Raw genomic sequence first — 19442 nt, forward strand, 5'->3', positions numbered from 1 at the left:
TCAACGATGACGAAGTGGTTCGTGCGTGCCGGCCTGGCGCTGGCATTGATGCTCGTGGCTGCCTGCCACCGGGGGCTGGACCCGGTGGCCTTCCAAGCGGATGGTCGCCCGCCGAGGCTCAGCGACTGGCATGTCGTGGAAGTACGCGATGGCAAGCTCGTGCTCAATCAGGGCGTGGTGCCCTACGATCTCAACACGCCGCTGTTCACCGATTACGCGCACAAGTTGCGCACGATCTGGATGCCCTCGGGCGTGTCGGCCAAGTATGACCCGACCGACACCTTCGATTTCCCCGTCGGCACCGTCATCAGCAAGACCTTCTATTACCCGCGCACGGCGGACGGCAAGTTCAGCGATGTGGCTCGCACGTATGACGCGTCAAAGGATTTCGCCGGGGAAGGACTCGACCTGGCCCATGTGCACTTGATCGAGACGCGCATCCTGGTGCGTCGCGAAGCAGGCTGGGCGGCGATTCCCTATGTATGGAAGGACGACCAGAGCGACGCCCTGCTTGCACGCACCGGCGCAGTGATTCCACTGACCCTGGTGGACGACAAGGCGGCTCGCGAAGACTTCAACTACGTGGTGCCCGACGAAAGCCAGTGCTCAAGCTGCCATGCGCAAGACTGGGTCACGCGCAAGATCCACCCAATCGGACCGAAGGCACGCCACCTCAACCGCGACTATCGCTACGCGACGGGTGACGAAAACGAACTGGCTCACCTGATGAAAGTGGGTTACCTCACCGGCGCGCCGGCACCAGCCGACGCGCCGCGCAATGCGAACTGGGCGGACGAACACGCCTCGCTCGATGCACGCGCACGCGCTTATCTCGACATCAACTGCGGGCACTGCCACAACCCCAAGGGCGCAGCTAACACCACTGGCCTGACCTTGGACGTGAGCGTGCTCGAGGACCGCCATCTCGGCATCTGCAAGCCGCCGGTCGCCGCGGGACGCGGTACGGGCGATCACTTGTTCGATATCGTGCCCGGCTTGCCGGACGATTCCATCCTGCCGTTCCGGATGGGCTCGACCGACCCGGGCACGATGATGCCGGAACTGGGCCGAAGCACGGTGCACCGCGAAGGCGTGGCACTGATCAAGGCATGGATTGCGGCGCAGTCGGGGGGCTGCGTCGCGATTCATTAATGGAGCAGCACGCCGCGGCCCTCGGGCCGCGGCCTTTTCATTCGAGGGGAGAAACTGCTGATGAATACCCGTCCGCGTCCGTTGTCCGCCTGCCTGCATCGCCTGCTGCTCGGCAGCACTCTAGTGCTCGGTGCACTGCCCGCCGACGGCTGGGCCAGTGACGATGCCTCGCCTGCGCCACAGCAAGGCACCAGCAGTTCGCAGCAGGGCGGTAGCACCGCCGCAGACCCCGAGAAGGCCAAGCTGCTCGGCAACGTCACCGTGACCGCGCAGAGCCGTACGCAGGAAGTGCAGTCGGTGCCGATTCCGGTGCAGATCGTCACCGCCAAGCAGATCGACACGCTGGCGGCGACGGATCTCAGCAAGATGGACATCTTCGTACCCGGCCTGGTGATCGATGCCAGCCAGCCGACGCAGCCCACCTATGAGCTACGCGGCATCTCGACCAGCAACTTCGGCATCGGCACCGAGTCGGCCGTCGGCATCTACATCAACGGCGTATATGCCGCGCGCTCCGGTGGCTCGCTGCTCGCCTTCAACGACATCGCGCGTATCGAAGTATTGAAGGGGCCACAGGGCACGTTGTTCGGCCGCAATGCAGCGGCGGGCGCGATCTCCATCGTCACCAACGAGCCCACCGACAAGTTCGAGGGCAGCGCACGTGTGCGCTTCGGCAACAATGGCCGCAAGTACGCCGATGCGTTGGTGAACATACCCATCAACAAGGACATGGCGCTGCGCCTGAGCGTGCTGGACAACCAGAGCGACGGCTGGATCAAGGACGCCGCCACCGGTAAGCGCTATGGCGAGGACAACGAGTGGGGCACGCGCGCGGTGTTCCGCTGGAACGTCACCGACAACACGCGCGTACTGCTGTCGTGGGACCATGAGAAGCTCGACCAGCCGCCCGCACCCGCGATCGGCCTGATACCGCTTTCCAACGACACCAACGAACGCGCGCCGTTCCCGCCCGATCCCAGCACCTATCTCAACCCGCTGCACGCGCCTCTCTACAACGACACCATCGGCGCGCGCGAGTCACGTCGCTTCGACGGCGGGACACTGCAGATCGACCACTCCTTCAGCTGGGGTGATTTCGTCTCCACCACGGCGTGGCGCGGCTTCGACACCTACAACAAGGGTGACTATGACGGCACCAATCATGTCGTCACCTATCTCGCCACCGCCAACATCGAGCACAACAACAGCTGGTATCAGGAGTTCAAGCTGTCGGGCAACAACGACCTGATGGACTGGGTCGCTGGCGCGAGCTACTACCAGGAACAGGCACGCCAGACCAGCGAAACCGATATCAACACCAACAGCCTCGACACACTCGCGCAGAACGTGCTGGGCGTGGGCACGCCGCTCACCGACATCAGCAACGCACTGGCCTCGTTCGGCTTGCCGTTCACGCTACTGGGCGACCCGTGGAAGGAATCCATCAGCAACGACGGCAACTTCAAGGCGTACGCCGCGTTCGGCGACGTGATCTGGCACGTCAGCGACAAGTTCGACGTCACCACCGGCTTGCGCTACACGCGCGATGAGAAGGAATTCAGCTGGTACAACATGCCGCGTAGCGCGCCGCAGCTCGACGCCACCATCGCCGGCCTGGAAGGGCTGGGCATCGTGCAGATGCTGCCGCCGCAAGCGCAGGCTGCGTTGGCCGCTTTCAGCAACAATGTGATCTTCACCAGCGCGGTCGGCATGCCCGTCTACGCCAGCAACACCTGGAACAACTGGAGCCCACGCGTGGTCGCCAGCTACAAGTTCACGCCGGACGTGATGGGCTACTTCTCCATTACCAAGGGCTACAAGGCCGGCGGCTACAACAGCGTGCAGGTAGGCTCGACGTTCCAGCCGGAGAAGGTGATCAACTACGAGGGCGGCATCAAGAGCCTGTTCCCGGACCAGAACCTGCTGCTCAACGCCTCGGTGTACTACTACCGCTACAACAACATGCAGTCGCTGGCGCTGGACCCGAACAGCCCCGCTACCGGCCTGCCGATCTACGTGGTGAACAGCAGCGACCAAGAGGCGAAGGGCCTGGAGCTTGAAGCGCAGTGGCAACCCATCGACGGCTTCCGCGCCAATTTCATGGGTGCCTACATCGACTCCACCTATCGCAAGGCCGTCGCGCCGGATGGCACGGATCTCACCGGCCAACCGACGGGTGCTCCATACTTCTCCGGCGCGCTCTCGCTGTCCTACACTGTGCACGGCATTGCCAATGGCGACCTGGAATTCGACCTGTCACAGGCCTATCGTGGTGCGACGCGCTGCAATGCCGACTCGCAGTTTCAGGGCCAGTGCAACGTGAGCCCGAACTTCAAGATCGGCAGCAGCGAACAGCGCACGGATGCCCGCATTGATTGGCACGCGCCGGGTGACCGCTGGGGCGTGGCGTTGTACGGCACCAATGTCTTCAACAAGCGTTACGTGACCGGCGTGAACAACATCAGTGCATCCGTGTTCGGCACGCCGTTCGCCACCATCACTCCGCCCCGCATGTGGGGCCTGGAACTACGCGCGAAGTTCTGACCATGGAAAAACCCCAGCCCTCGTTGCACTCGATCCTCCTGCGCCTGCGTGAAGCCCAGGCGCGCGACCCCATGCCGCCGTGGGACGTCCGCGCAACGCGCCTGCGCACGCTGGAGCGAATGCTCAACGAGCAGCGGGATGCGTTCGCGCAAGCCATCAACGATGACTTCGGCCACCGGCCGAAGGAAGAGACCGAGCTGCTGGAGCTCTACCCCAGCCTCTCCAATCTCCGTCATTCGCTGAAGAACGGCCGGCGCTGGATGCGCGCGCGGGGCAAGCTCGCCAACCTGGTGTTCCTGCCGGCGCGCACCACGTTGATGCCGCAACCACGCGGCATCGTAGGCATCATCGTGCCGTGGAACTACCCGATCTTCCTTGCCGTGGGCCCGTTGATCGACGCACTCACCGCGGGTAACCGCGTGATGCTGAAGATGAGCGAGTACACGCCACGCTTCTCGGCGCTCTTCGCCGAGCAGGTTGCTCGCTATTTCGGGGCGGATGAAGTGGTCGTGGTCACGGGTGACGCCGATGTCGCCCAGGCCTTCTCCGCGCTTCCGTTTGACCATCTGCTGTTCACCGGTTCCACCGCCGTCGGCCATCACGTGATGCGCGCGGCAGCCAGCAACCTCACTCCGGTGACGCTCGAATTGGGCGGCAAGTCGCCAGCCATCATCGGCCCCGGCGCACGCTTTGAGCATGCGGTGGAACGCATTGTGTTCGGCAAGCTGGTGAACGCAGGACAGACCTGCATCGCCCCCGACTACGTGCTGGTGCCGCGCGAACGCATGGGCGATTTCGTGGCCGCCGTGCGTAAAACGGTCGGCAAGCTCTATCCCAACCTCGGGCTGCAACAGCAATACGCCTCCATCGTTTCCGATCGGCAGTACGAGCGGCTCAGCACCTTGCGCGACGGTGCCGTCAAGGCCGGCGCGCGCATCGAACCGATGAGTGATGCCCACGACATCTCTGCCAAGCGCTTGTTCGCGCCGGTCATGTTGACCGAGGTGAACGACACCATGGCCGTCATGCAGGACGAGATCTTCGGCCCGTTACTGCCCGTGATGCCGTACGACTCGGTGGATGATGCGGTCAGCTACGTCGCTGCTCATCCGCAACCGCTTGCGCTGTATCTGTTCGAGGAAAGCCGCTCGACCATCGACCATGTGCTTGCGCGCACGCACGCCGGTGGTGTCACCGTGAACGACACGCTGTATCACATCGCCCAACACGGCCTACCCTTCGGCGGCGTCGGCCCCTCGGGTATCGGCGGTTATCATGGCGAAGCGGGCTTTCGCACGTTCTCGCACATGAAGCCCGTGTTCCGCCAAGCGCGGCTCAATGGCACCGGCATGCTCAATCCACCGTATGGTGCGCAGTTCAAGCGGATGCTGAAGCTGCTGATGCGCGTGGGCTAAGCACGGCCCGACGCGCTCCGTGCAAAGAACGCTGTCATCGCATCACAGGGCTAACCCATAAAAAAACCTCCCCGCTCACGCGGGGAGGTTTTTTTGTATCGGTTCGTTTCGCGAGAGTCCGCGATTAGAACTTGTACTGAGCCGACAGGCTGAGCAGGTTGCCGTAGTCGTCCGAGCTGCCAGTGATCACGTCGCCGGTGGAGCTGGCGGCATTGATACGCGCGCTGTTGACGAAGATATGCGCATACGACGCGTTGATCACGAACTTCTCGTTGATCTTGTAGCCGGCGCCGAAGGACACGAGCTGACGGGTACCATCGGGCACGCGCGGATCGCGAGTGGACGTCTGGGTCGGCGTGGTGTCGAGGGCGAGACCGGCGCGCAGGGTCAGCTTGTCGTTGGCGTAGTACTCGCCACCGATCGCGATGTACCAGCTGTTCTTCCAGTTGAACGCTTCAGACGTGGTGGGCTGCGCCGGGTTGGCGTAGTACACGTTGAGGTCCTTGAAGGAATCCCACTTGGTCCAGGCCACGTCGGCGCCCAGGCCGAACTTCTCTTCCTGGTGCCAATAGCTGGCGGTCGCCACGGCCGGCGTGGTGAACGGCGCGGTGCCTTCGGTGTGGGTGAACGGCGTGCCGCCCGCACCGGCCAGCAGAGCTGCCACGGTCGGGTTGCTCAGCAGTGCCTGCACGTTGGAGGGCACGGTGAAATTGGCGGTGCCTTCCAGGCGATGCGAGATCTTGGAGCGGTAGTCGAGCGCGAACTTGTCGTTCGGCGTGATCTTCCACAGCATGCCGATCTGGTAGCCGTAGGCCCAGTCGTCACCCTTGATGCGGGCGATGCCGTCCGAACCCGGCGGCACGATGGTGTTGACCTGCTGAGCAAGCGCAGCACCGGTGGCCGGCGGAATCGCGCCGCCCTGCACTGCCTGATTCACCAGGCCCAGGCCAACGGCGTTGTAGTTGATGGCCGAGGTCAGCTCTGCCGAGGTCTTCTGCGCGATGCCGCTCACGCCGATGGCGAAGTTGTCGCTCACGTCATAGGACACCGACAGGGTGCCGTCGAGCGATTCGAACTTGGACTTGATGGCGTTGTAGCGGCCGATCCAGTTGTTGTCGTACTCGGTCTGGAAGCCGAACGGCACCGTAAAGGCCGCACCCACGTGCCACTTGTCGCCAAGCTGGGTGGCGAAGAAGAAGGCCGGGACCGGCATGGTGGTGCCGGCATCGCCGCCACCGTTGCCGTTGATCGGGCGACCCAGCGCGTCGTGCGCGGTGCCGCTGAAAGAGGTGCCAAAGTTGATGGCGGTAACGTCGGCCTGGAAGTAGGTGCCCTTCAGGTCGCTCATCGCAGCCGGGTTGTTGGCCACGACCGAGGCGTCGCCACCCGCGGTAGCGGAACCGGCGTAGGCACGGCCCATGGCGGCCGCGCTGTCTTCGTGCAGCTGGAACGCACTGGCGTGGGCGCGCTGCGGCGCAGCAAGCGACCCAAGGATCGCCAGGCTCAGCGCAGCGAGCGTAAGCGGACGGCCCGCACGTGAAAGTTGACGGAATGACATCTGCATCAGCAATGCTCCTGCTTATCGTTGATCTGGCTTCGGGTAGTAGCGGGGGCTTGACGTCGTCGCCTGATTTTCATACGCGCGTTTGAGACCCCTGGCCGGAACTTTGCCGGCTCATCGCAGGGCTTGCAAGTGCGGTCGCAGCAAAGTTCCCGACGAATTGGCGCTTCATATCCACCGTTCGTGGGCGATTAACGAAGATGCCGCCATCCCCTGTCTCGCAAACGCAAACGTATGGTGGAAACTGGATGTAACAGTGAAAGGAGGGGACGTGGCTAGACGGGGCTGTTAGGCTTACAGACCGCGCCTGCGGGTGCGCCCCTCTTCATCTATTGCCGACGGGTGCCGCCATGCACTGTTTTGTCTACGCCAGCCAGCGCAAGCCCGATACCTATTTATGGCTTGGTCGCCGCGACGACTTCGAATGCATCCCCGAGTCGCTGTCCCTGATGCTCGGCGACCTGCGCTTTGTGCTTGAGGTTGAACTGTCCGGCGAGCGCAAGCTGCCTCAGCAGGATGCCAGGGAAGTGCTCCAGCACATCCAGGAGCAGGGCTGGCATCTGCAGCTACCACCCAACGAAGCGCTGGCGACGGCCAACCATCTCGCTTACAAGAGTGCGCCGCACGATCCGCAGCGCGATCACTGAACACGATCACTGAAGTTGATCGCATCTGGCGCCGTTAACACGGGATTACCGTCTGGCACTGTCACGATTCCTATACTCCGCGCCCATGGCCTATTCAAAAACGCGTCGCTCGCCTCCGTTTCTACAAGCCCTTGCCTGGTTCATTCCCGGACTGGTCGTCACCGCCATCGCGGCGCTGGGCGCCCATCCGCTCGCGCTGATACCGCTGCTGGCCGCCAATGCGCTGACCATGGCGGCGGTGTGCCATGCGATCGGCTTTGATCCGGAACCGCGTTTTGGCCGCACCGTGCTACGCCGAGGCGCCGCCCATCTGGTGATGTTCACCAGTTACGTGGTGCTGGTGTTCCTGCTGGTGGCGTGGCCGATGCTCAAGCTCAACCAGTCGCCCAGCCTAAGCGCGGCGCTGCTGCTGGCTGGTGCGCTGGTGATCGCGCTGGGCGCGTTGTGGCGCGTATGGCCGGCCTTCGGCCTGGTTTACGTGTGGGATGACGCCTATCCGGCGCAGAGTGATGGCTCGTGGATCTTCACCGCCACCGCACGCAGCCTCGCGTTCGGACGCCACCTGTCGCGCGAAGAGCGCTTCTTCACTCACTTTCTGCCCGCCGCGCTGTCGCTGCTGGTGCTGGCCTTCGTCGCCATTGCACTGACTGGCCTCTATGGCGTGCTGCCTTCCGAACTGCGCACGGCGGCCTTGGTGCTCTACGGCGTGGTACTGATGCCACTGGGCTGTCTGATCATCGCTAACCGCACACTGCGTGCACTGTTGTGTGAGAGCCGCCGCCCACTGCGGCAGCCCGCTGGCGGCCTGGTCGATGCGCCCGCAGCGGCCCCCGCACCCAAGCCGGCACCCCAGCTCAGCGAACAGGAGCGCACCGCCGGCACGCCTGAGCAAGCACACGCCCTGCTGGCCGCCACGCGCGATGGCGACATCGAGCGCGCGCTCGCGCTGGTAGAAGCCGGCGCCGATCCGAACACCTCGCCTGTGCAAGGTGACCGCGACCAGCGTCCGGTGCTGATGCTCGCTGCCCTGCTGCCCGACACGCGCCTGCTACGCGCGCTGATCGCCAAGGGCGCGGACGTGAATCGCGCCAGCGGTGGTCTCTCGCCGCTACTCGCCGCCACCCGCGACAGCTGGCACGGCCGCGCCGAAGCGGTGATGACCCTGTTGGCTAACGGCGCCAGCGCCCTCGCCACCGATGCCGAGGGCAATACCCCGCTGCACGGCGCGGTGCTCAGTGGTGAACCCATCGTGGCGGCGATGCTGCTGGATGCAGGTGCATCGATCAACGCGCTCAACAAGACTGGCCTGAGCCCATTGGCCGTTGCCTGCCGCGCGGCCAACTGGTCGGTGGCGAAATTCCTGCTTGAGCGCAGCGCCAAACCCACGCCTGCCGACGGCGAACCCGCCCTGGTCGCCGCCGCCGGCGTGCCGGACGACGACGTGGAAGGCGTGAAGTTGTTGCTCAAGCATCGCGCCGCTATCAACGCCGTGGATGCACGTCACCGTAGCGCGCTGATGGCCGCCGCGGCCGAAGGCCATGAACAGATTGCCCGCGCGCTGCGTGCGGCCGGTGCAGACGTGAATCTCACCGATCGCCACGGCAGCACAGCACTGATGGAAGCCGCTCGCGCCGGTGCCGTCGGCATCGTGAAGCTGCTGGCCGAAGCACAACCGGATGCCCGTGCGCGCGACAGCCATGGCCGCGATGCGCTCACCCTGGCCTGCCAGTCGCCGCAGGCCCACGCGGAAGTGGTGCGCGCCCTGCTCTCGCTCGGTGCAGAGCCCAAGACCCCCGGCAGCAATGGCCGCAGCGCGCTCGACTACGCTGCCGCCGCTGGTCGTTGGGATCTGGTCGCGCTGCTCGATCCGGAAACCCCGCTGCCCGCCAGCCTCAGCATGGATGCCATGCCTGAAGGCGCGGACACACCCGCCCATCTGCTCGATGCGCTGCGCTTCGGCCACTGGGCTGTGGTGTCCACCTTTACCCATCGTGTGCGCGACTGGCCGCAATCGCATCTGGCCCAGCTATACCTGGATCTGGCCGGACCGGGACAGAGCGCCGGACGCCGCTGGCTGCTGGACCACGCGCTCGATCCCGAAGCGCGACTGCAGCCCCAGTTGGTCGACGACGCCGAAACCGTAGAAGGCGTGGAGCCATCCCTGCCGCCGCTGGGTCGCCGCCTGTTCGACGCTCTGCTGCAGCTACTGCCGGCCGCCACCGAAGCCGTCGATGACCTGCTACACGCCGGCGCAACGCCAGCCGGCACCGGTCTTCTGGCGCAGGCCTTGCTGAAGCTGGAAGACAGCGCACAAGGTGCGGCGCTGCCGCTGGTGATGCTCGATCGTGGTGCCGACCCGTTCGGCGCCGATGCACGCGAGCGCACGCCGGTACACCTGGCCGCCACGTACGGTCACGCAACGCTGCTGCAAGCGCTGCTGACTCGCGGCTGCGACCCGAACACGCGCGACATCAGCGGCCGCACGCCGTTGTTCGCTGCCCTGGAACATGGCGAACGCGCACTGCCGCTGGTGCGTTCATTGGTTGCGCATGGCGCTGACCCGGAAGCTATTGACGTCAATGGCGAGACGCCGCTCGGCCTCTCGCTGGAGCATGAAGCCGTCGAGCGCTGGCTGAACTGGGGCGACTGGGCACGGCCCTCACGTCCGCTGCGCGCCGAAGACTTGCCGTCTGCCGCCAAAACCGGCGCGCTCGCCGCGGTGGAACGCATGCTGGAGCTCGGCTTTGCCGTCGACACGCAGGATCGCCAGGGCGCCACCGCACTGCTGCATGCCTGCGGTGCGGGCCAGCGCGAGGTCGCTGCGCTGTTGCTGGACAAGGGCGCCGATGCCGCGCTCGCCGCCACCAATGGCATGACGCCGCTGGCCGCCGCCGTGAGCGCACGCCGCGAATCGCTCGTCGCCCTGTTGCTGCAGAACAACGCCGCCATCGACCAGCGCCTGCCCGGCGACGCCACCGCACTGATGATCGCCGCCGCCATGGGTTATCCCGAAATCGCCGAGCAACTGCTCGACGGCGGTGCCGACGTGAATGCGGTCGATGCGCGCGGACACGGTGCGCTGCATGCCGCCGCGCAGTACGGCTTCGATCACAACGACAGCCTGCGTGCACGACGCCTGTTCGATGCCCTGCTCAAGCGCGACGCCAACGTCAGCCTCGCCGACAAGGAAGGCAAGACACCGCTGCTGCTCCTGCTGGGTGCGCACCTGCGCCCGGGTAGTGAATGCGACCCCACCCACATCGGTGCGCTGGTGCCGGTGCTGCTGGATGCCGGCGCAGTGCTCGAACACGCCGACCAGCGCGGCGTCACCGCATTGCATGCGTGCGCGATGCACGCGCTGCTCGCACCGGCTCGCGTGTTGCTGGCACGCGGCGCGGATCGCCAAGCCGAAGATGCCTTCGGACGCACCGCCGCAGATGTGGCACGCGCGATCGGCTATATCGACATCGCCCACGAACTGGCCGCGCGAAGCACGGGAAGCATTCCCAGCGTACGGCAGATGTTGCGACAGCCCGCTCAGCCCTCGGACTAACGTCCCAGGGCTCTAAGCCCGCAGCGCTTGCTGCGGTGGGCGACGAGCCATGGGAGCGGGACGGGGCGGCAACTGGCGCCACGCCTGCGCCACTTCATCCAGCCCGATGTGATCGATACGCGGCACGTCCGGCAGGCCACCGATGGCATGCACTGCGCTGCCGGTAGCGCTACGCGGCGTCCACATCGACGGCCAGCGATTGCCGAACAGCACGACCAACGGACAACCCACGGCGGCCGCCAAATGCGCCGGCCCCGTGTCGACCGACACCATGCTGTGGGCAATATGCAGCAGCGCGCGCAACTGGCCCAAGGGCAGGCCCTCGCGCGGCGTGATGACGTTGGCGTGTCCCGCCGCCTTGCCGATGGTGGCGAGATAGGCCGCCTCCGCCGCCGAGCCGCACAACACCACGCGCGCCTCAGGCATATGGTCGAGGATCGCCGTGCAAAGCGCGGCCCAACGCTCCACCGGCCAAGACTTGTCGTCGTCCTCGCGCTTGCGCACGCCATTCCAGCGCATGGTGCGCTTGTTCGACGGCTGCAGCAGCACCAGCGGGCGCCCATACATATCGTGATGGGCGAGCCATTGCCCTGCCTCGTCCAACTCCGCAGCGGTCGGCTCCAGGTGCGGCGCGCAAGGCCATGCGCGGTCCGGACAGAGCGCATCGCGGAACGCCAGCGGCGTTTCGTCGGCGAAACGCATCAACCAATCCACCCAGTGCTCGGCCTCGTACAGCGGCGTGTCTTCGATAAACACGCAGTGCTCGGCCGGAATGCCCGCCAGCGCCAGCATGGGGCGCACCTTGGTGCGCGTGCGCACATCAGGTTCGCAAATGTAGAACGGCGACTCACGTAGCTCGCGCAGCGACAGCGCCGTACGCAGGCGCTGCGGATTGAGCCACAGGGCGCCGTACTGGCTATCGAAATGGCGCACTTCGGCAACGTCCTCGTTGCCCTCGTACAGCACGCGCGAACAGTCGCCCAGCGACACCAGGCGGCAGGCACCGCCATAGCGATGCCTGAGCTTGTGCAACAGCGGTTGCAACAAGATGGTGTCGCCCAATCGTCCAAAACGGATAACGACGGGATGGCGTGCCGCGCGCTGGCTCATGCAAAGTCGAATAGACGTCGGGAAAACCCGATCCGTCAGGTGGCCCGCCCCCCGGCGGCACGACCCTCTGGCGGCGCCATCTTTCCTCATTCGCGGCGAAATGAGTTGCGGATGAACGTAAGTTGCCACGCCGCCTATGCCGTTCCGGGGCGCAGGAAATCGCGCTCGCCGGTACCCGCAAGAACTCAGCGCGTTACGTCTTCGTCGTTGGGCTTCGCGTCCGTGGGCTCTTCACGCTCGCGCTTGGCCTCGGGTGAGGCGTCGGCCTGGAACAACTGCTCCAGGTCGGTCAGCGCATCGCGGGTGGTCTGCACGATGCGCGCATCGTCGTCGTAAACCAGGTATTGGCGCTTGAGCAGTTCGGCGTCCTGGCGGCGGAAGCGCTCGACCTGATCGGCCGCCGTTTCCGGTGATATGCCCAGCGCTTCCAGCGTCTGGCGTGTCATCTTGAGGCTGGAGTACAGCGTCTCGCGCACCGGCATTTCCACACCGAGATCCATCAGACGCCACACGTGCTGGCGATTGCGTGCGCGGGCAATGATCTTCAGACCGGGGTACATGCGCCGCACCACACGTGCCGTACGCAGGCTGGCTTCCGGATCATCCACGGCCAGCACAAACACATCGGCCTTGTCCGCCTGTGCCGCACGCAGCAGTTCCGGACGTGCTGGGTCGCCATAAAAAAGCTCGCTCCACTTGCCGAAGCGCTGCACCAGATCGATCTGCTCCACCGAATGATCGAGCGCCACGAATGGGATGCCCTGCGCGCGCAGCATGCGCGCCACGATCTGCCCCATACGGCCGTAGCCGGCGATGATCACGCGCGGCGAATCGGTCACGATGGTGTCGAACTCGCGCTTTTGCTTCTTGGTCTCGGACTTCTTCAGCACGCGCCCAAGCCCCGCCACCATCAACGGCGTGAGCGCCATCGACAAGGTGATGGCAAGCACCTGAAGGCCATGCTGCCTGTCGGTAATGAGGCTCTGCTCACGCGCAAGCTTGAGCACCACGAACGCGAATTCGCCACCACAGGCAAGCAGCACGGCGAGGCGCATTGCATCGCGATTGCCCAACCCGCCAACGATGCGACCCAATGGCCACAACAAGGCGCCCTTGAGCAGCAATAGCCCCACCACCAGCAAAGCAATCAGCCCCGGCCGCTCGATCAGCAGGGTCAGGTCCATCGACATGCCCACGCTGATGAAGAACAGACCGAGCAGCAGACCCTTGAACGGCTCGAGGTGCGATTCCAGCTCGTGCCGGTACTCCGAGTCCGCCAGCAGCACGCCAGCGAGAAACGCACCCAGCGTCGCGGACACGCCGACTTGCTCCATCAGCCACGCCGTGCCCATCACCACCAGCAGTGCGGTCGCCGTGGACACTTCCACGCTGTCCGCTCTGGCCACGAAACGGAACACCGGGCGCAACAGATAGCGGCCGCCGACCATCACCGCCACAATGCCCGCGGCGGTGCGCAGTACCGCGTACGGATCGAAGCCATGCTTGCTCGATGCACTCGCCAGCAAGGGCACCGCGGCGATCAACGGAATGGCGGCGAGATCCTGGAACAGCAGGATGGCGAAGGCCTGGCGTCCATAGGCCGTGCCAGCCTCTTTGCGCTCGGCGAGGATCTGCAAACCGAACGCCGTCGATGACAACGCCAGGCTGCCGCCGACGATCGCTGCTGCGTTCACCGTGAAGCCGAACAGGTAGTAGGCGGCCGCACCAATAACCAGGCTAGTCGCCAGCACCTGCAAGAGGCCCGTGCCGAATACTTGCCGACGCATGACCCACAGGCGTTGCGGCGACAACTCCAGGCCGATCACGAACAGCATCAGCACCACGCCGAACTCAGAGATCGTCGCCACACCCGAGGTATCGGATATCAGCCCCAGCTCCTGCGGGCCGATCACGATGCCCGCCAGCAGATAGCCGAGCACGGAGCCCAACCGGAAGCGCTTGGTCAACGGCACCGCGATGACCGTGGCCACCAGGAAAACCAGCGCCGTTTCCAGGAAATGGTGGCTATCCACTCGCACGCTCCATTCGGGGGATTCGCATTATTCCACGGCGCTACTGTGTAAACCGCCCCCGATCAGCGATATCAGCGATGCATGTCGCGAATCAGGCTGCCAGAGGCAGTTCCTGCCATTGCTGAGTGAGGATCGCCGCGAGACGGTCCACCGCCGGTGACGACTCGGCATCCGCACGATGCAGGCGCAGTCCCAGTTCGCCCAACGGCGGCAACGCGGTCTCACGCGGCAACAGCGCGCGCACGCTTGGTGGCAATCCGTAGGATGTTCGCAACGACACACCAAGTCCTGCGGCCACTGCGGCCCAGGTTCCCGCGAGGCTGGCGCTGGTGAAGGCAATACGCCAGGGAATATTGGCCCGGTCCAAGGCGGTGGTTGCGGCGGTGCGCATGATGCACGGCGCCTCGAGCATCACCAGCGGGAGTGGTTCGTCGTCATCGCGAGGCCATGCGGGTGCGCCGTCCGCACCACCGATCCAGCGCAGCGGCATGCTGCCCATATGTTCCTCATGCGGCGTCGACACGCCACCATCCCAGGCCAGTGCCAGATCAAGGCGACCGGAACCGACACGATCGAGCAATTCGGTGTTGCGCGCGATACGCACCTCCACCCGCACGCGCGGATGCGAGCGCGCGAAGCGGCCCAGCACCTCGGTGAGCAGGCTTTCGCCGAAGTCCTCCGGCAGGCCGAGCCGTACCCAACCTTCGAGATCCGCCCCATGCAGCGCCGCGGCGGCCTCGTCGTTGAGCTCCAGCAGCCGGCGGGCGTAAGCCAGCATGGTTTCACCGGCCTCGGTCAACGCCATGCCACGGCCGGACTTGCGCAGCACCGGCATGCCGGCCTGCTCCTCCAGCTTCTTCAGCTGCGCGCTCACTGCCGAGGTAGAGCGATTCAGGCGCTCCGCCGCTTTGGCGAAGCTGCCCGCTTCCACACCGGTGACAAAGGTACGCAGTACGTCGAGATCGAAGGTGATGCGCCGCATGGCAATCGTCCTGCTTTAATGGACTATCAATCCAATATTTTCCGATTTTCGGGATAATACTCTCCGCCTTAGGCTAGTCCTCGTCAAGCATGAGGAGGCTTTCCATGGACACCCAGCCCGACTACGGCCAGCGAAGTTTTGGCGATGTCTCGCCGGCTTTTGCCGACCTCACCGATCGCGTGCTGTTCGGCGAGGTATGGAGCGATCCCTCGCTGGCGTCGCGCGACCGCAGCCTTGCCACCGTCGCCGCGCTGATCGCACTGGGTCGCACCGAACAGTTGCCGTTCCACTTGCGGCGTGCGCGCGACAACGGCATCCGCCATGACGAACTCGTCGCGCTCACGACCCATCTGGCCTTCTATGCCGGCTGGCCCGTCGCCGCATCGGCGGTGGCACGGCTGCGAGAACTGAAGGATGAGGAGGCACGCGCATGATCGCCATGCAGTACAGCTTCACCCTGCCAGCCGACTACGACATGGCCATCATCCGCCAGCGCATCGCCGACAAAGGCCACATGCTGGATCACTTCGACGGCCTGCTCTTGAAGAGCTACCTGTATGCGGAGCGCGGGCCGTCGTCCAGCGAAAACCTGTATGCGCCGTTCTACGTATGGAAGGACAGCGCCGCCATGCAGCGCTTCCTGGGCAGTGACGGCTTTGCCAATATGGTGAAAGCCTTCGGCTGGCCCTCCATTCGCGTGTGGCCGGTGTGGGACGCCTATCTGTCACCCGAAGCGCGGCATGCGCGCTTTGCGTCACGCGAGATACATGCCATAGCGCCGCACAGCGCGCTCGACGTCTTACGCGAGGAACATCGCGCACAGCTTCAACGCGACATCGAGCGCGGCGCACTCGGCGCCGTCAGCGCCTTCGAACCCACTACGTGGACGCGCGTGAGCTTCCGCCTGTGGGACGAACCGCGCCCCGCCTTATCCGCCGGCCAGTGGTACGAGGTCGGCCACGTCTCCCAACCCTGAGCCTTCGCTGGAGAGTCCCCATGCCCCTCGTACGCATCTCACTTCGCCGCGGCAAAAGCGCGCAACACATCGCCGCCATCCGCAACAGCGTCTATCGCGCCATGGTCGAGGCATTCAACGTGCCTCAGAACGACCGCTTCATCCTGGTGCATCAGCATGACACGGAAGAGTTCGACTACGACCCGAACTATCTGGACGTGCCACGCACTGACGACCTGGTAATCATCCAGATCGCCTGCAACAACACGCGCACCATCGAACAGAAAAAAGCCTTCTACCAGCGCACGGCTGAATTGCTCAGCAAAGAGCCAGGACTGAGGCCCCAGGACGTGTTCATCAATCTGCTGGAAACCGGCAAAGAAAACTGGTCGTTCGGCAATGGTGTCGCGCAGTACGCCTGAAATGATGTAACTCGCGCCTGCCGCGCTATTTCTTCACCAGCAGTCGCTGCGGGCCGGCACCATCATCACCAAGCTTGTCGTTCGGATTGCGCAAACGACAGCGGTCGATCGACAGACATCCGCAACCGATGCAGTCATCCAGCGTGTCGCGCAGTTTCTTCAACTGCGCGATGCGCTCGTCCAGCTCCGCCCGCCACGCAGCGGAGAGCCGCGCCCAATCTTCCCTCCCCGGCGCCGCTGTGACCGGCAACGTGGCGAGGGCCGAGGCGATATCCGCCAGCGAGATCCCGACACGCTGCGCCACGCGAATAAACGAGACTCGACGCAGCACGGCACGCGCATAGCGCCGCTGATTGCCTACCGTCCGCTCGCTGCGGATCAGCCCCTTCGTCTCGTAGAAATGCAGCGTCGACACCGCCACACCACTGCGACGCGCCACCTCGCCCACGCTCAGCGTCATTGGCAGGCCATGCTGGGGAACCTGACTCATCCGATACCTCTTGACCTCAACTTTGGTTGAGGTCTTAGAGTGACACGCACTTCACTCGGAATGAGCACTCATGAGCCACGCCCTCGCCTTCGATCGCAGGCCGGTCTACCGCATCGACCGTTTCAACGTCCCCGTCGCCGCATGGAACGCCTTCCTCGAACGCCTCCACCTGACCCAACGCGCGCTCGACCAATTGCCGGGCTGCCGCCAGAACCTGGTGCTTACTCAACCGGACCTTGGTGGCGAGTTCAATGTGATGACGGTGGTGGAGTGGATCGACGAGTCGCATATGTCAGCGGCGAAGGCGGTGATGCACGCGCGCTATGCGAAGGAGCGGTTTGATCCGGCGGTGTTTATGCACGGGTTGGGGGTACAGGCGGATTTGGGGGTTTATCGGAGTGCATGAGGGGGCTGTCTTTTTTCGTGTCGGGGCGCAGGAGGCTTCCGTTCTGCTCCCTCGCCCCTTTGGGGAGAGGGTTGGGGTGAGGGGTGGGTGCTCGGCTCGACGTTTCATCTTTGCCGTCATCCCGGCGCACCCCACAAAAGGGGCAAGGGCCGGAAGCGCTTTTCAACAGCCGAATGGCTGGTCATCCAGTTTCTGTATCGCTCGGTTGTCGCGCTACGGCGACCTGGCTCGCCTGCCGCGGGCTTTCGACCTCCTACCGGAGGCCGAGTCACTTTTCTTTGCTTGCCCAAAGAAAAGTAACCCAAAGAAAGGGCCCCCCGGATGAGGCGCCTTCCGGGCTTCGCCCTCCAGGTACGCGGTCGGGTTCCGGGCTTTTCGACGGGGCTCCTGCCCCGGCGAAAAGGAATCGGCATCCATGCCGATTCCCCTACGGGCCTTCTCTCCACCCGCCCGCCGTCTCATACGGGGACCCGGTAAATCAAAAGCACAAAGCTGATGGCTCGTGCCGCTTCGCGGCACATCGCATCGCGACAGGTGCGTTGCTCCTGCTCTAAGGCACAAGGCCAAAGCAGAAGAGAAAAGCCATGCCGTTACGCATCGAGTTTTTCTTGCCGGTGCGGAAGCGTAGCGAAGCCCCTTTTAATTCCTCTCCGCATCGACGCGACGTGCAGCATTGCTGCACGAGCCGTGAGCTCGCTGCTCTTGATCTACCGGGCCCCCTTGTGCGGCGGTGAGGGGTGGACGATCAGGCCCGCAGGGGGATCGGCATGGATGCCGATCCCTTTTCGCCAGGGCAGGAAGCCCTGTCGAAAAGCCCGGCCGCCCCTCACGAACTGGCCGGCTTCACCGGCCAGCGCCAAGTGGGGGTGCCCTTCTCTTTGGTTACTTTCTCTTGGGCAAGCAAGAGAAAGTGACCCGGACCGCGGCAGCGGTTCGGAAGCCCGCGGCAGGCGAGCCAGATCGCCATAACGCGACAACCAAGCGATACAGAAGCTGCGCACGCCGCTATGACGGTTCCATCGAAACGATGAGGCTAGATTGACCCCTCACCCCAACCCTCTCCCCCGAAGGAGAGAGGGAGAAAAAAGCAAAAAGCGGCATCACTCGCCCCGCAACCACCGCGCCGCATCCACCGCAAAATACGTCAAAATCGCATCCGCCCCCGCCCGCTTGAACGCCGTCAGCGACTCCAACACCACCGCCTTCTCGTCCAGCCAGCCATTCTGCGCAGCCGCCTTCAACATCGCGTACTCGCCACTCACCTGATACACAAACGTCGGCATGCCAAACGCGTCCTTCACCCGACGCAGCACATCGAGATAAGGCATACCCGGCTTCACCATCACCGCATCAGCGCCTTCGTGGATGTCCAGCTCGATCTCGCGCAGCGCTTCGTCGCTGTTGCCCACATCCATCTGGTAGGTGTGCTTGTTGCCCTTGCCCAGGTTGCCAGCGGAACCCACGGCGTCGCGGAACGGGCCATAGAACGCCGAGGCGTACTTGGCCGAATAGGCAAGGATGCGTGTATGGATGTAACCGGCGTCTTCCAGCGCATCGCGGATGGCGCCAATGCGTCCGTCCATCATGTCGGACGGGGCCACGAAATCCATGCCCGCTTCCGCCTGCGCCAGCGACATCTTGATCAGCGCTTCGATGGTGGGCTCGTTCATCACGTAGCCGTGCTCGTCGATCAGGCCGTCCTGCCCGTGGGTGGTGTACGGGTCCAGCGCTACGTCACCGATTAGGCCGAGATCCGGGTACTTCGCCTTGAGCGCGCGCGTCGCGCGCTGCATCAGGGCGTCAGGATTCCACGCCTCACGTGCATCCTCGCTCTTCACCGATGCACCCGGCGAAGGGAACAGCGCCAGCGCGGGAATGCCCAGACGCACGCACTCGCCCGCCAGCTTTAGCAACTCATCGATGGACACGCGATCCACGCCCGGCATGGACGGCACCGGCTCGCGCTGGCCTTCGCCTTCGATGATGAAGGCGACCATGATCAGGTCGGTGGGAAGCAAGGTGTTCTCGCGCATCAGCGCGCGGGAGAAAGCATCGCGGCGCATGCGGCGCATGCGAACGGCGGGGTAGCTCATGGGCGAACTCTCGGGCAAGACATTTGCCCATTTTAGCGCTTTCGCGACAGCACGCCGTGGAGGCAGGTTGACGCGGACG

General features: G+C 64.5%; 16 protein-coding genes. 10 read left to right on the top strand and 6 right to left on the bottom strand.

Annotated elements, in window-relative coordinates:
- Positions 1 to 6 precede the first annotated feature (6 nt).
- The 3 genes from DyAD56_RS12200 to DyAD56_RS12210 are packed head-to-tail and all read left to right on the top strand — an operon-like array spanning position 7 to position 5111.
- Positions 7 to 1152, top strand: coding sequence for an SO2930 family diheme c-type cytochrome (locus DyAD56_RS12200; RefSeq protein ID WP_102303038.1), 1146 nt, complete (start codon positions 7 to 9; stop codon positions 1150 to 1152).
- Between the two features lie 60 nt (positions 1153 to 1212).
- Entirely contained in the window at positions 1213 to 3696 is a 2484-nt protein-coding gene (locus DyAD56_RS12205; RefSeq protein ID WP_102303039.1) for a TonB-dependent receptor, read from the top strand.
- A 2-nt stretch (positions 3697 to 3698) separates the two neighbouring features.
- Positions 3699 to 5111 (top strand): coniferyl aldehyde dehydrogenase, encoded by a 1413-nt coding sequence (locus tag DyAD56_RS12210; protein ID WP_102303040.1) that lies wholly within the window; start codon positions 3699 to 3701, stop codon positions 5109 to 5111.
- A 124-nt stretch (positions 5112 to 5235) separates the two neighbouring features.
- Here DyAD56_RS12210 and DyAD56_RS12215 read toward each other — a convergent pair whose 3' ends face one another.
- Positions 5236 to 6675, bottom strand: coding sequence for an outer membrane protein transport protein (locus tag DyAD56_RS12215; protein ID WP_102303041.1), 1440 nt, complete (start codon positions 6673 to 6675; stop codon positions 5236 to 5238).
- Positions 6676 to 7022: 347 nt separating this feature from the next.
- On the opposite strand from DyAD56_RS12215, the gene DyAD56_RS12220 reads away from it, so the two are divergent.
- Positions 7023 to 7319 carry a YcgL domain-containing protein gene (locus tag DyAD56_RS12220; RefSeq protein WP_102303042.1) on the top strand — a complete coding sequence of 99 codons (297 nt, stop codon included), beginning with the start codon at positions 7023 to 7025 and terminating at the stop codon, positions 7317 to 7319.
- Between the two features lie 85 nt (positions 7320 to 7404).
- The gene (locus DyAD56_RS12225) at positions 7405 to 10872 is read left to right on the top strand and encodes an ankyrin repeat domain-containing protein (RefSeq protein ID WP_102303043.1); all 3468 of its coding nucleotides are present in this window, start codon (positions 7405 to 7407) and stop codon (positions 10870 to 10872) included.
- Between the two features lie 12 nt (positions 10873 to 10884).
- Here the strand turns inward: DyAD56_RS12225 and DyAD56_RS12230 are convergent, their stop codons facing one another.
- The 3 genes from DyAD56_RS12230 to DyAD56_RS12240 all read right to left on the bottom strand — a co-directional run bounded on the left by DyAD56_RS12230 (position 10885) and on the right by DyAD56_RS12240 (position 14997).
- Entirely contained in the window at positions 10885 to 11982 is a 1098-nt protein-coding gene (locus DyAD56_RS12230) for a glycosyltransferase family 9 protein (protein ID WP_102303044.1), read from the bottom strand.
- A gap of 185 nt (positions 11983 to 12167) precedes the next feature.
- The gene (locus DyAD56_RS12235; RefSeq protein WP_102303045.1) at positions 12168 to 14015 is read right to left on the bottom strand and encodes a monovalent cation:proton antiporter-2 (CPA2) family protein; all 1848 of its coding nucleotides are present in this window, start codon (positions 14013 to 14015) and stop codon (positions 12168 to 12170) included.
- 91 nt (positions 14016 to 14106) lie between these two features.
- Positions 14107 to 14997: a LysR substrate-binding domain-containing protein gene (locus DyAD56_RS12240; RefSeq protein ID WP_102303046.1), complete on the bottom strand. Its 891-nt coding sequence runs from the start codon at positions 14995 to 14997 to the stop codon at positions 14107 to 14109.
- Positions 14998 to 15101: 104 nt separating this feature from the next.
- Between DyAD56_RS12240 and DyAD56_RS12245 the strand changes: the two genes are divergently transcribed.
- Genes DyAD56_RS12245 through DyAD56_RS12255 form a run of 3 tightly spaced genes read left to right on the top strand, consistent with a single transcriptional unit; the run spans position 15102 to position 16374 of the window.
- Positions 15102 to 15431, top strand: coding sequence for a carboxymuconolactone decarboxylase family protein (locus tag DyAD56_RS12245; protein ID WP_102303047.1), 330 nt, complete (start codon positions 15102 to 15104; stop codon positions 15429 to 15431).
- Entirely contained in the window at positions 15428 to 15973 is a 546-nt protein-coding gene (locus DyAD56_RS12250) for a DUF4865 family protein (RefSeq protein ID WP_102303048.1), read from the top strand. Before DyAD56_RS12245 ends, DyAD56_RS12250 begins: the two co-directional genes overlap by 4 nt.
- A gap of 20 nt (positions 15974 to 15993) precedes the next feature.
- Positions 15994 to 16374 (top strand): tautomerase family protein, encoded by a 381-nt coding sequence (locus tag DyAD56_RS12255; RefSeq protein WP_102303049.1) that lies wholly within the window; start codon positions 15994 to 15996, stop codon positions 16372 to 16374.
- Between the two features lie 25 nt (positions 16375 to 16399).
- Here DyAD56_RS12255 and soxR read toward each other — a convergent pair whose 3' ends face one another.
- On the bottom strand, positions 16400 to 16864 hold the full coding sequence (soxR, locus tag DyAD56_RS12260; RefSeq protein ID WP_102303050.1) for a redox-sensitive transcriptional activator SoxR: 465 nt from the start codon (positions 16862 to 16864) through the stop codon (positions 16400 to 16402).
- A gap of 70 nt (positions 16865 to 16934) precedes the next feature.
- On the opposite strand from soxR, the gene DyAD56_RS12265 reads away from it, so the two are divergent.
- Positions 16935 to 17270: an antibiotic biosynthesis monooxygenase gene (locus DyAD56_RS12265; protein ID WP_102303051.1), complete on the top strand. Its 336-nt coding sequence runs from the start codon at positions 16935 to 16937 to the stop codon at positions 17268 to 17270.
- Between the two features lie 767 nt (positions 17271 to 18037).
- Positions 18038 to 18184 carry a hypothetical protein gene (locus tag DyAD56_RS23900; protein WP_158241323.1) on the top strand — a complete coding sequence of 49 codons (147 nt, stop codon included), beginning with the start codon at positions 18038 to 18040 and terminating at the stop codon, positions 18182 to 18184.
- Positions 18185 to 18370: 186 nt separating this feature from the next.
- On the opposite strand, the gene hemB is transcribed toward DyAD56_RS23900, so the two are convergent.
- Positions 18371 to 19363, bottom strand: coding sequence for a porphobilinogen synthase (gene hemB, locus DyAD56_RS12270; protein WP_102303052.1), 993 nt, complete (start codon positions 19361 to 19363; stop codon positions 18371 to 18373).
- Positions 19364 to 19442: the final 79 nt, after the last annotated feature.

This window comes from Dyella sp. AD56 (genome assembly GCF_002878475.1).
Taxonomy (GTDB): Bacteria; Pseudomonadota; Gammaproteobacteria; order Xanthomonadales; family Rhodanobacteraceae; genus Dyella.